This window comes from Herbaspirillum sp. SJZ107 (assembly GCF_006715485.1).
Lineage (GTDB): Bacteria > Pseudomonadota > Gammaproteobacteria > Burkholderiales > Burkholderiaceae_D > Telluria.
Genome location: NZ_VFNH01000006.1, coordinates 18588 through 30767, shown reverse-complemented (window position 1 = coordinate 30767; position 12180 = coordinate 18588). Strand labels below are relative to the sequence as shown.

Annotated in this window: 9 protein-coding genes, 1 tRNA gene and 2 pseudogenes; 6 read left to right on the top strand and 6 right to left on the bottom strand. The window is 64.2% G+C overall.

The window, feature by feature from the left end; translation table 11 throughout:
- Positions 1-12: 12 nt before the first annotated feature.
- From FBX97_RS30310 to FBX97_RS27995, 3 genes and pseudogenes are all read left to right on the top strand, one after another.
- Positions 13-309, top strand: a pseudogene (locus tag FBX97_RS30310) (DDE-type integrase/transposase/recombinase); the annotation flags it as partial.
- A gap of 141 nt (positions 310-450) precedes the next feature.
- Complete coding sequence (locus tag FBX97_RS28000) at positions 451-5514, top strand: diguanylate cyclase domain-containing protein (protein WP_141839037.1); 5064 nt, start codon at positions 451-453, stop codon at positions 5512-5514.
- 69 nt (positions 5515-5583) lie between these two features.
- Positions 5584-6593: pseudogene (locus FBX97_RS27995) on the top strand (IS3 family transposase).
- Between the two features lie 42 nt (positions 6594-6635).
- On the opposite strand, the gene FBX97_RS27990 reads toward FBX97_RS27995, so the two are convergent.
- The gene (locus FBX97_RS27990; protein ID WP_141839035.1) at positions 6636-7115 is read right to left on the bottom strand and encodes a hypothetical protein; all 480 of its coding nucleotides are present in this window, start codon (positions 7113-7115) and stop codon (positions 6636-6638) included.
- Between the two features lie 65 nt (positions 7116-7180).
- Between FBX97_RS27990 and FBX97_RS27985 the strand changes: the two genes are divergently transcribed.
- The 3 genes from FBX97_RS27985 to FBX97_RS30440 all read left to right on the top strand — a co-directional run bounded on the left by FBX97_RS27985 (position 7181) and on the right by FBX97_RS30440 (position 8704).
- The gene (locus tag FBX97_RS27985; protein ID WP_141839033.1) at positions 7181-7693 is read left to right on the top strand and encodes a hypothetical protein; all 513 of its coding nucleotides are present in this window, start codon (positions 7181-7183) and stop codon (positions 7691-7693) included.
- Positions 7694-7773: 80 nt separating this feature from the next.
- On the top strand, positions 7774-8445 hold the full coding sequence (locus tag FBX97_RS27980) for a hypothetical protein (RefSeq protein ID WP_141839031.1): 672 nt from the start codon (positions 7774-7776) through the stop codon (positions 8443-8445).
- On the top strand, positions 8435-8704 hold the full coding sequence (locus FBX97_RS30440; RefSeq protein WP_304599203.1) for an HGGxSTG domain-containing protein: 270 nt from the start codon (positions 8435-8437) through the stop codon (positions 8702-8704). Before FBX97_RS27980 ends, FBX97_RS30440 begins: the two co-directional genes overlap by 11 nt.
- A gap of 49 nt (positions 8705-8753) precedes the next feature.
- Here the strand turns inward: FBX97_RS30440 and FBX97_RS27970 are convergent, their stop codons facing one another.
- The 5 genes from FBX97_RS27970 to FBX97_RS27955 form a co-directional block, all read right to left on the bottom strand.
- Entirely contained in the window at positions 8754-9773 is a 1020-nt protein-coding gene (locus FBX97_RS27970; RefSeq protein WP_185748783.1) for a hypothetical protein, read from the bottom strand.
- Positions 9774-9830: 57 nt separating this feature from the next.
- Positions 9831-9933, bottom strand: a tRNA-OTHER gene (locus FBX97_RS29770).
- Positions 9922-11097, bottom strand: a complete 1176-nt coding sequence (locus FBX97_RS27965; RefSeq protein ID WP_255517664.1) for an MFS transporter — start codon at positions 11095-11097, stop codon at positions 9922-9924. Before FBX97_RS27965 ends, FBX97_RS29770 begins: the two co-directional genes overlap by 12 nt.
- 47 nt (positions 11098-11144) lie before the next feature.
- The gene (locus tag FBX97_RS27960) at positions 11145-11981 is read right to left on the bottom strand and encodes an alpha/beta fold hydrolase (protein ID WP_034303221.1); all 837 of its coding nucleotides are present in this window, start codon (positions 11979-11981) and stop codon (positions 11145-11147) included.
- Positions 11982-11983: 2 nt separating this feature from the next.
- Positions 11984-12175 carry a 2-hydroxymuconate tautomerase gene (locus FBX97_RS27955; RefSeq protein ID WP_034303223.1) on the bottom strand — a complete coding sequence of 64 codons (192 nt, stop codon included), beginning with the start codon at positions 12173-12175 and terminating at the stop codon, positions 11984-11986.
- Positions 12176-12180 lie beyond the last annotated feature (5 nt).

Genomic DNA, 12180 nt, shown 5'->3' with positions numbered 1-12180 from the left:
AACTTACCGTAGGGCCATACGCTCGATGTCCTTGTGCAAAGCCGGCGCGACCGGCAGGCAGCCCAACGATTCTTCCGTAAGCTTCTCAGGGGCTTGTGGGCCACGGGTTCTGATCACTGACAAATTAAAGAGCTACTCTGCAGCCAGGCTTCAGCTTATGCCAGGCGTCGAACACCGCCAGCACAAGGGCTCAACAACCCTGCCGAGCTGTCGCACCAACCGACGCGACAGCGAGAGCGGCAGATGCGCCGTTACAAGTCACCCAGGCATGCGCAGCGATTTCTGTCGGCACACGGGCCCATCACCAGTCGCTCCCGCCGGCATCGAGGTATCAAGCCTCTCGGTTAACCAACAATGATGTCCTGATATAATGCTTGCCAGTAGGTAAGCATTCCATTCCGTATTCCGTGTCTCGCGTCAGTTACCATTGGCACGCCACGAATTCCGCCCATGAGCTTCCTCTTCGACCATGAGATCATCGAACAGTTGCATGACAGTGCCCGCTCGCTGGTCTACCGCGCCCGCGCCCGCGCCGCCGACGGTACCGCGCTGATCGTCAAGCTGCCCAACCAGGAATTCCCGTCCTTTCAACAGCTGGCGCAGTTCAAGCGCGAGTATGCGATCGCCCGTCGATGCCGTCATCCAGGCGTCGTGCATCCGCTCGCGCTGCAGTTCCACGGCGGACGCTGGATGATGATCCACGAAGATGTTGGCGGCGTTTCGCTCGACAGGGTGCTGCACGCGCGGGCGCCGGCTCGCCAGGCGCCATCGCAGCCGGCGTTGGCGCTGGACGATTTCTTCGACATCGCGCTACAGCTGTGCGCGGCGCTGGAAGAGGTGCACCGGCATGGTGTAATCCACAAGGACATCAATCCGTCCAACCTGGTGTGGAATGACGAACGGCGCCTGCTGCAGCTGATCGATTTCGGCATCGCCTGCGAGCTGCCGCAGGAAGACCAGGGCATCGTCCATCCTCGCGCCCTTGAGGGCACGCTGCGCTACATGGCGCCGGAGCAGACCGGGCGAATGAACCGCCGTGTCGACTACCGTGCCGATTTCTATTCGCTCGGCGCGACGTTCTACGCACTGTTGGTGGGAACGGCGCCATTCGATACGCGCGACGAGATGGAGCTGGTGCATTGTCACATCGCACGCAGCCCGGACTGGACGCATCCGGTGCTCGCCGGACTGCCGGGCTCGCTGTTGGCGATCGTCCAGCGGCTGCTGGAAAAGAACGCCGAGCAGCGCTACCAGAGCGTGCAAGGCCTGTGCAGCGACCTCGAGGCCTGCCGCGCCGGGATGGCCACCCCGGCGCCGGCGCAACCACTCGCGCTGTCCGCCCACGACGGCCGTTTCCTGGTGCCGCAGACCTTGCACGGGCGCGAGGATGCGATCGCCGCGCTGCTGGCGACGTTCGAACGCAGCGCCGAAGGCGGCCGCGAGATGCTGCTTGTGGCCGGCTATTCGGGCATCGGCAAGTCGGCGGTGGTCAACGAAGTGCACAGGCCGATCGTCGCCCGGCGCGGCTGCTTCATAGCGGGCAAATTCGACCAGTTCCAGCACGATGTGCCATACGCGTCGCTGATCCAGGCCTTCCAGGGCCTGGTGAACCAGCTGCTTGCCGAACCCGAGGACGTGCTGCAGCGGTGGGCCGGCAAACTGCGCAGCGTGCTTGGCAGTGGCCTGGGCGTGATGGTCGAACTGATCCCCCAGCTGGCGCTGGTCGTCGGCCCCACCGAAGCGGCGCCGGTGCTCGCGCCGGAACAGGCCCGGCTGAGGCTGAGCCGCGTATTCCCCCGGTTCGTCGACGTGTTCGCCACACTCGACCACCCGCTCGTGCTGTTCCTCGACGATCTGCAGTGGGCCGATGCGGCCACGCTGCGGATGATCGAGCTGCTCATGGTCCCGCGGGGAGACGAGGCCGTGCATGGTCATATGCTGGTCATCGGCGCCTACCGTGACAATGAAGTCGATGCCGTCCACCCTCTCATCGGGCTGCGCGACAAGCTGCTCATGGACGGGGTGCGCTTGTCCACGCTGGTACTGGACGCACTGACGGAGCCGCAGGTGGCGCAGGTGGTGTCGGCTACCATCCGCGTGCCCGTCGAACATTGCGCCGCACTGGCCCGGCTGTGCTTTCGCAAGACCGGCGGCAACCCGTTTTTTCTTAGCCAGTTCCTGGGCTCGATCCACGACGCCGGCCACCTGCGCTACCAGGCGCCTGACGACTGCTGGAACTGGGACCTGGCCGCGATCGAACAGGCAGACTATACGGACAACGTGGTCGAGCTGCTACTCGATAAAATCCGCCGCCTGCCGCCGGCGGCCCAGCGCCTGCTGCAACTGGCCGCGTCAATCGGTGGGCGCTTTACGCTCGACACGCTCGCGCTGGCTGTCGAACGCTCCGCCTGGGACACGCAACAAGACCTGTGGCCAGCGCTTGACGCGGGCTTGATCCAGCCGCTCGACGGGCGCTACAAATACGTTGGCGCGGACGGCGACGAAAGCGGTGTCGGCTACCGCTTCCTGCACGACCGGGTACAGCAGGCCGCCTACCTGCTCGCCGATGCCGGCGCGCGTGCAGCTAACCACCTGTATATCGGCCGGCTGATGCTTCGGCACGCGACAGCGGACGCGCGGGAAGGCAAGCTGTTCGAGATCGTGGAGCAACTCAACGCCGGCCGTGCGCTGCTCATCGACGGCGGCGAGCGCGTGCAGCTGGCGGAGCTGAACCTGCGCGCCGGCGCCAGGGCGCGCCGCGCCGCCGCGTTCCAGGCCACGCTGGCGCACATGCGCATCGGCCTCGAGCTCCTGCCGGAGCAGGCATCGCACACGCACGCCGGGCTCTGGCTCGACCTTCAGCTCGGCGCCGCGGAAGCGGCCTACCTGTGCGGCCAGTTCGATGCCGCCGAGGCGATCTATCCGCTGGTGCGCGCGCGCAGCCGCACGCCGCTCCAACAGGTGCGCTGCATCGCAGTCCAGGCGCACCAGTACCAGTTGCAGGGGCGCCTGCTTGATGCCATCGCCGTGCTGCGCGACGGCCTGGCGCTGCTGGGCGTGGTCATTCCGCACGAGACAGCACGACTGAAGGCGCGTTTCGATGAGCTCCTCGCCGACATCGAGCGGCTGCACGATGCGCGCGCGCCCGACGAGTTACTGGCGGCCGCCGAGATGTGCGACCCGGAGGCGGTGGCGGCGCTGCAGCTGATGCACGGGCTGTGGATGGCGGCCTACTACGCCGGCCAGCAGGACCTGAGCGGGCTGATGGTGCTGGCGATGACCCACCTGTCCATGCGGCAGGGAGCCAGCGATTTCAGCGCCGTCGGCTACGTCGCCTACGCGATGCTGGTGGCGATGCGCAGCGGCGATGCCGGACGCGGCTATCGCTTCGGCGCGATGGCGCTGGCGCTGGCCAGGGGCCGCGCCAACCTGCAGACCCGGATCCAGACGGCGCTCATGTTTGCCGCCATGGTCAGTCATTGGACGCAGCCGCTGCGCAGTTCCGATGCGCTGTACGAGGAAACCTTCGGCTGGGCGCTGGAAATCGGCGATTACGTGCAAGTCGGCGTGGTGGCGGCCGTGCGCGCGACCGACCGGATCATCCTCGGCGACTACCTGCCGCAGCTCATGCACGACATCGAGCGCGACCTGGCGCTGATGCGCGCGAACGGCCAGCAAGCCATGGCCGATTGCTGCGTCGCCGCCGCGATCGAGCCGATCAAGTGCCTGATGGGGCTGGCGGCGCGCAGCGACAGCGATGACGATGCGAGCTTCAACGAAGCGCGCTTCCTGGAACGATACGGCGACTCTTCCCTGTACCGCGCGTACCTGTTGCAGGGGAAGATCCGCAATGCCTACCTGTTCGATGGCCCCGAAGCCGAGGCGCTGGCTGACCAGCTCGGCGAGGTGACGCAGATCATGCGCGGCCAGGCCAAGGTGCCTGAGTCGACCTTCTACGCCGCGCTCATCCTGATCCGCGTGCTGCGGCGCGATCCCGGACGCACCGATGCAAATGCGGTATTGGCACGGATCGAAGCGCTGCAGGCCAGCTTCGCGCGCTGGGCCGAACAAGGCCCGGACGACATCCACGCCAGGCATTGGCTGGTGCGGGCCGAGATGGCGCGCTACCGGCAGGACTTGCCGCTGGCGACGCGCTGCTACCAGCAGGCGGTCGACGCCGCCGGCCGAGCCGGCTACGTCAACCTCCAGGCGTTGGGCAACGAACTGTGCGGCGAATACTGGTTCGAGCATGGCCAGCCACGCGTGGCCGTGGTGTTCATCAGGGACGCCATCGCGCGCTACGGCCAGTGGGGCGCCGAGGGCAAGGCGGCGCAACTGCGCGCACGGCATGGCGCCTTGCTGCCGAGTGTGGACGCACGCACGACGCCATCGCACACTGCATCCCATACCCAGGGTACCAGTGCGCTGGACCTGGTCTCGCTGCTCAAGGCGACGCAGATCCTGTCGAACGAAGTCGGCCTGCGCAACGTGCTGCAACGCCTGATTTCGATCGTGCGCGAGAACGCCGGCGGGCAGGTCGCGCGTCTGTTGCTGCTGTCCGAGGGCGCCTACCGGCTCGAGGCCGATAGCGATGGCGACGCCGTCACCGTGCTGCAATCGCGCCGGCTCGACCTCGACGCCGCCAGCGATCCGCAGTTCCCGCTGTCGGTGCTGCGCTACGTCATCCGCACCGGCGCCGAGGTCATCGAAGACAATGTCGCCGGCGCCTCGCGCTTCGCTGCCGATCCCTATGTCCGGCAGCGACGGCCGCGCGCCGTGATGTGCCTGCCGGTCCGGCACGGCGGCCGCACCGACGGCGTCCTGTACTTCGAGAACCGGCTGGCCGAAGCGTCGTTCACCGAAGAGCGCATCGAGTTCCTGCGCATGCTCGGTGCGCAGGCGATGATCTCGATCGCCAGCGCACCCCTGCACGACAGCCTCGAGCAACGCGTTGCGGAGCGCACTGCGCAACTGGAGGAGGCCAACCGCAAGCTGGCGGCCCTGGCCATCACCGACGGTCTGACGGGCCTCGCCAACCGGCGCCGTTTCGACGACGTGCTGCACGCCGAGTGCGCGCGCGCGGCGCGCGAAGGCCAGCCGCTTGCCGTCATCATGCTCGACGTCGACCACTTCAAGAAATTCAATGACCGCTATGGCCACCAGGCCGGCGACGCCTGCCTGGTCCGCGTCGCCCATGCGTTGGCGGACGGCGCACGGCGCGCAAGCGACCTGGCGGCGCGCTACGGCGGCGAAGAGTTTTCGATCGTACTGCCGAACACGGGCGCCGATGAAGCGCGCCAGATCGGCGAAGCGCTGCGCGGGGCGATCGCAACACTGGGGATCCCCCACGAGGGCGCGGCGGCGGGCCAGGTGACGATCAGCGTTGGCATCGCGGTCCAGCTGGGGCGCCTGGCCGGCGACCCGGATGCGCTGATGCGACAGGCCGATGCCGCGCTGTACCGCGCCAAGCATGCGGGGCGCAACCGCGTGGTGCTCAGCGGGGATGAAAAGTGATCGGCTCTGAAAAATAGTAGCCAGCAACAACGTTAGTTTTCGGCGAAACTGTCCTTATGAAAAGGGGTTTTGCATGAAAAGAAACGGTTTGCAGTCGAGCAGATTGTTGCGGTCCTGAAGGAAGCGGAAGCAGGCCTGCCTGTTGCCGACCTCATCCGCCGTATCGGCATTTCTGAGCAGACGTTCTATCGATGGAAGAAGCAGTACGCGGGTCTCGATAGTGACCAGGCCGGCAGCTCAAGCAACTGCAGGAAGAGAACGAGCGTCTGAAAAAGATCGTCGCCGAGCCTGTCGCCTGGTCGGGATGGCGCCACGTGTCCACAGCTACAAGAACTGCAAGGATCCACAAACGGCACCACGTCAGCGCATGAGGGAATTGGCGATCACGCGGATGAGGTACGGCTACCGCAAGATCGGCGTGCTGCTCAAGCGCGAGGGTTTCCGTCTCAGTAGCGGGGTCAATGTACCGGATCTACCGGGAAGAAGGTTTGGGCTTGCGTTACCGGCCCGGGCGTCGATCCAAAGCGCAGGTCACCCGACCACAACGAACACCAGCTGTGCGCCCCGATCAGGCATGGAGTCTGGACTTCGTCGCCGACCAGCTCGCCAACGGGACACGGTTCCGCTGCCTGACTATTGTCGATGTATTTACCCGAGAGTGCTTGGCGATTGAAGTAGGACAGCGCTTATCAGGTACCGATGTCGTGGCCGTGCTTAACCGCGTCGAGCAAAACGGCCGGGTTCCCGGAACGCTGTTTTGCGACAACGGCAGCGAATTCACCAGTCACATCCTCGACCTCTGGGCCTACCACAACAAGGTCAAGATTGAGTTCAGCCGCCCCGGGAAGCCAACTGACAATGCCTGCATCGAGTCCTTCAACGGCACGTTCCGAGATGAATGTCTCAATGCCTACTGGTTTGAATCCCTGCGCGATGCCAGAATGCAGATCTCGTCCTGGCAGCAGGAATACAATGAGAGCCGTCCTCACAGGGCTCTCGGAGAAGTAGCACCCGCCGAATTCGCCCGCCAGTACACCCGAAAGCTCGAATCTGGCATCAAATTTACGGCCGACGACTAACTCTGAAGTTGGCTACAAAAAGCCGGGCCGGTCACTGTAGCATCAAGCATGCTCGACCCAAGCTTCGTCAGTCCATCCGTTTTCCTTCAAGAACTCACCAAACACTTCGGCCCACTCTTCTTCTCCACCCAGCGGAGCGTCGACGTCCAGTCGTTCCAAAATAATTCGGGCGACCTTCGGTTTGTTGGGGAGACGCGCTGCTCGATCAAGATAATCAAAAAAGCTTACGCGAAAATCCTGGTACGCCTGTACATCCTCCCATATTTCTGGCATTCCGCCCGAAATGAAAGGCTCGGCAAGCCTCTTGAGCCGGGCTGTATCCTCGAGGTAACCAATAACGCGCGCAACGAATCTTTCAAAGAATTCCTCATTGAAAGGATTACGTTCAAGTTGATCTAGGTGTTCGGTCGGGGCGAACGGCAGCCACGGCCTGCGCCGCACCAACGAGGACAAACGCAGATCGGTCTCGACGCTACTGGCCGATCCCGAGTGGGCATCGTGGAGCCAGGAAATGATCGCCAAGGCCTGCTACGTCTCGACCGGATTCGTTTCCAAGATGGTGGACCGCATCTCTTCACAATGAAGAGATGCGGTCCACCACGAAGACTGTCACCCGCAACGGCAAGAGCTACGAGCAGAGAACCGAGAAGATCGGCAAGACGCGCAAGGCAAATGTCGCTACAGTGCTGGCGTCGCAGGGCAATGCCCCCGCTCTCGAGGTCGCCACCCAACACCTGACTCCCGAACAGGCCAGCGAGGCCGTCGCCGGTCTTGAAGAACTGCTGGCCGAAAACGCGGCGCTGCGCGAGGAGCTGGCCAGTTATAAGGCTCAGCTCGCTGACGTGCTGGAAGAACTGAACGACATCAAGAACGACATGGCCGTGACACTAGCCGACAACGAAATGATGGCCCGTGTGTTCGAGGCCAACGACCAGGTGAAGGCGTCGATGGCCGAGGTCGAGCGCTACCGTGCGGTGGCCGAACAGGCTGGGCGCAAATTGGCTGCACGCTCGCACGAATTCAACGAGCGCGCCCGCAACGTCAGATATTGGAAGTCCCGCGCTGACAAGGCCGAGAAACAACTGGCGGTGACCGACTAATACACGCAACTGGTCGACGTCGTGGTGGGAAAGCTTGTCGACAGCCGTGGTGAGAATGATGCAAGGACGTCATGAGGGACATGATGAAAGAGGAAATGAAGGGCGCGATCCTGCAGCAGCAGGAAGCGTACATTGCTCAGAAGTCCGCTGCGGCGGCCGAGGCCGCGGGATGCCAAGAACAAGCCTCGACGTTCCAGATCGAAGCTACGTATCACAGCGCTGCGGCCTTGGCACAGCTACAACCTGCCGCGCTGCCGCCGGTTGTCGCGGGCGAGGCCGTGCCGGATGAAGCACAGCTCGCGTCGAACGGCGGTGGCTGGTCGGTGCGCGATACGCTTGCGACACCGGACACCCCCGCCCTAGCTGCTTCGTTTGTACGTACTGAACTACTGGCGCAAAGGCGTCTCGATATCTTGGCTCTCGGCATTGACGCCGCCGCCGCAACCGCTTGCAGCGACCCATTGACGAAGATGCTCGTACATCAGGCCGGGCTCGCGCATGCCGCCGCCTTCAAACTGGTCGACCGCGCCATAGACCAAGACAGTCCGGCTGAAACGGCACGGCTAATGAACTCTGCGGCCCGCATGATGGGCACGTTTCAACAGGCGATGGTGACGCTGCACCGCCTACGAAATGGCGGTCAGCAAACGGTCACGGTGCAGCATATCAACGTGAGTGCCAACCAGACACTCGTGACTGGGTCGATGGCCACCGGGGCAGAGCTGTCACACGGGGGTATAGGTGAACGATAAAAACAACCCCTTGCAGCCACAACAGTCTCCGCGTTGTGGCGCGAAAACGCGCTCCGGGATGCCCTGCCGGACAGCCACGGTCCGAGGAAAGAAGCGATGCCGCATGCATGGTGGAAACAGTCCTGGCGCGCCGCGAGGTAATCAGAATGCGCTAAAAAGCGGCGCCTATACCAGTGCTGCCAAGGCACAGAGGCGCGATGCCCGGGTGGTCTTGAAGCGTCTACGTGAATTAATCGCCGAAATCGAAAAATTGGTGTGATGCAACCCAGAAGCTGGAATACTGATTGGCTCTGTACACGCTACAGGTTTTATACGGCCTGGATCTGCCCGGCTTCGTCGGCGCCACGCCACCCCGTTACAACAACGAAGCGGTCCCGGCACCAGCATGCTCCGTGTGCCGCAAGGCGTTCTTCGAGCGCTCTCGCCAACGGCGTACCGCATTGGGCCAGAATGTCGACGATGGCTTTTAGTTCTGCCCCGTCGAGCACTGCAGGCGAGACGGGTGCGTCTAGTACCGCCTTGCCAACCCAGTTGCAGACGCGCTCCCCGACCCCGTACTCAATCCAGAACTCGGCATTTGCGCCCTGCATTTGCCACCACGCCACCACTGCACGTGCCATGAACTTCAGCCGATCCGCGTGCGGCTCGACCTCCAGCAGGCTGAGGAATGCGAAAGCGACGAACATAGACCCGGATGCCTGCTCCGTTAATGGCGCGAGCAAGGACAGCAGCAAGGCAGTACGCGCGGCCCCGAGGGGGTGAACGTAGCAGCAAGGGCCTTGTCCGATGTTGTGTTGCCCCATGAACATCGCAGCAACCGCTCCGGCAACATGAAGTTCTATTCCCGAGGAGCACTTGGATGCCGAGCGGCGCCATCTCTGGGTCGCCACGAGCTGCTGCGCCAGCGTCTCGCGGATTGATACGGCTGTGCTGTCCGACACCACCTTGCCGTCCAGCCACAGCGGATCCAACGCATGCAGCACAGCTTCCATGGCATCGAACAATGGCTCTTCCGGCAATTGAGCGAGGGGTTTAAGCACATACTCTTCAATTCCCCCGTCGCCGATCGAGACCGCTGCTGCGAGCGCGGCTGTGAAGTAGGCATCGTTCCACTCGAACGACAGGTCGCCTGGCTCCTCATCGGGTCCACAACCTATCCCATTGGCTCCAGCGGTCCAAGCCCAGCAATGACGCACCAAGGCACAGAGCAAATCGGGCCGAGTCGCACGCCAGAGTTCGACCGCGAGCGACAGCCATTGCGCCGCTGCGCCCGCGTCCAGCGCAAAGACGCGCGACAGTACATCGGATTGCTTTTGTCTCGGCTGCAACTCGCCTGCAAACCTCTCAACAACTCATTGATGCAAACGGTTCAAGGCGAACTTGGGTGGTGCGGCTGGCTGGGATCGAACCAGCCCAATCGTTGCGAGCTCAATCCTGATCAACATCGCGCCCAGGCCTGTGAGAAACCCATTTTCTTCAACCAGCCGCCAGCTTGCGCGCCCGCAGCCGCGCGAAATTCATCGCCACCGCCACTGCCCCCAGTGCGCCGGCCGCAATCACCGTCGTGGTACCGATCCCCTCCACCAGCGCCCCCGCCAATGCCATCCCGGCGGATTGCCCGAGCAGGAAGCAGGACGAAAAGGCCGATACCGCCGCGCCACGCCGTTCCGGCGCCATCTGCGTGGCGTTGATTTGCAAGGTGTTATGCAGCATGTAGAACCCAAGCCCGGCCAACAGGCATCCGGGAATCGCCCACGGCCACGAAGGCGCCAGCGCCGCCAGCAACATGCCCGCACCCAGAATCGTCCCGCCCCAGCGTGCCAGGCCCACTTCCCCAAGGCGCCTGACCAGCATGCCCGAGGTCGTCGCAAACAGCACCCCGCCCAGTCCGAACAGCATCACCAGGCTGCCGGCCTTCGACAGCGATACCCCGTGCAGGCGATGCAGGTGCGAAGCAATGAAGGGGAAGGCGCCATACACGAACGCGCCTTCCACGAACACCGTCAGCAGCACCACGCGCGCCCAGCGCGAGGACAGCACATGGCCAAACTCGGCGAGCATGCGGCGCACCGCGTGGCCTTCCGCCTTGCGCACCTGGCGCGCGCGCTCGGGCAGGCGCCGGTTCATCGACAGCAGCGCCACCGAGAGTGCGGCGAACGCCAGCGCAATGCCAAAGAACGGCGCGCGCCAACCCAGGTAGTCGGCCGCCAGTCCGCCCACCATCACGCCGGACGACAAGCCGCCAATCTGCCCCAGCAGGAAGCGCGCCAGGACCGGCTGGCGCCGCTCGTAAGGCACCACATCGCCGATCCACGCCATCGACAAGGGAATGGTCGCGGCGGCAGTGGCGCCCGCCAGCAGGCGCGCACCCAGCAGCATCGGGAAGCTTGGCGCCAGCCCGCATAGCGTCGCGGTGAACGCGCAGGCCACACAGGCCCAACCGACTACGACGTACTTGCCGAAGCGGTCGCCCAGGGGGCCGAAGAACAGCTGCGACGCACCCCATGCGATGGCGAAGCAGGTGATGACCGCCGATGCCACGCCCAGCGAAACGCTGAACTCGCTGGCCAGGTTCGGCAGCTGGGCGTCGGCCACGCGCGACGACATCGCGCTGCAAAACGCCGCCAGCGACAGCCACAGAATGGCCGTCACTGGAATCGTGGTGGCCGCCGCCGGCGCCTGATGAGCTGGTACTTCTGTCAGTCTTCCCCCTCGGCGAAAAAGTCGCCAACCAGCTGGTTGAAGCGCGCCGCATGCTCGATCTGGGTCCAGTGACCGCACTGCCCGAACACGTGCAGCTGCGATTTCGGAATCAGCCCGAACAGCTGGTACGAGCTCTCCAGCGGTATTACTTTGTCCTCGCGGCCGTGGACCACCATGGTCTCGTGCGGCAGCGCGCGGATTGCTTCCACCGGGCTCGCCAGCCCATCGACGCCACGCTGGCGCGGCGCCGGGAACATTTGCGAAAACGCTTCCTGGAATCCAGGCCGGATACTCGCCTCGTAGCGCATCCGCGCCAGCTCGTCATTGACCAGGTTGCGGTTGTACGCGAACACGTCGAGCAGGCCACGCATGTTGTCGAGCGACGGCGTGTAGCCCCACACCCGGTCGAGGCCCTCGGTGATCGGAAACGCGATGCCGGCGCTGCCCATCAGCACCAGGCGGTTGACCCGCTGCGGCGCGCGGATCGCCAGCGCCAGCGCCAGCCCGCCGCCGAACGAGTTGCCGACCACGTGCGCGCGCTCGATGCCCAGCGCGTCCATGAAGTCGATGATGTGGCTGACCCAGGTGTCCATGTTGTATTGGACGCCCGCCGGGCGCTCGGTGTAGCCGAAGCCCACCATGTCGGGCGCCAGCACGCGGAACTGTCTGGCCAGCGCCGGCATGGTCAGGCGCCAGTTGGCCCAGCCGGTCACGCCCGGGCCGGAACCGTGGATCAGCAGCACCGGCGCTCCCTCGCCCTGCTCGTGGTAGTTCGTCTTGACGCCGTTGGCAACGACGGTCTTGCCGATTTCTGGGTTCGGATTGGTCGTCATGATCAGCGCCCCAGGTCCTTGGCGCTGACGCCGCCGATACCCCAATTGGTGTTCGGCACGTCATGCATCCAGACGCGCACGTTTTCCTTCGGCGCACCCACCGCCTCGGACAGCGCCTGCGTCACCTTCTCGATGACGGCGCGCTTCTGTTCCTCGGTCCGGCCTTCCAGCAGATAAATCTGAGCGAACGGCATGATGA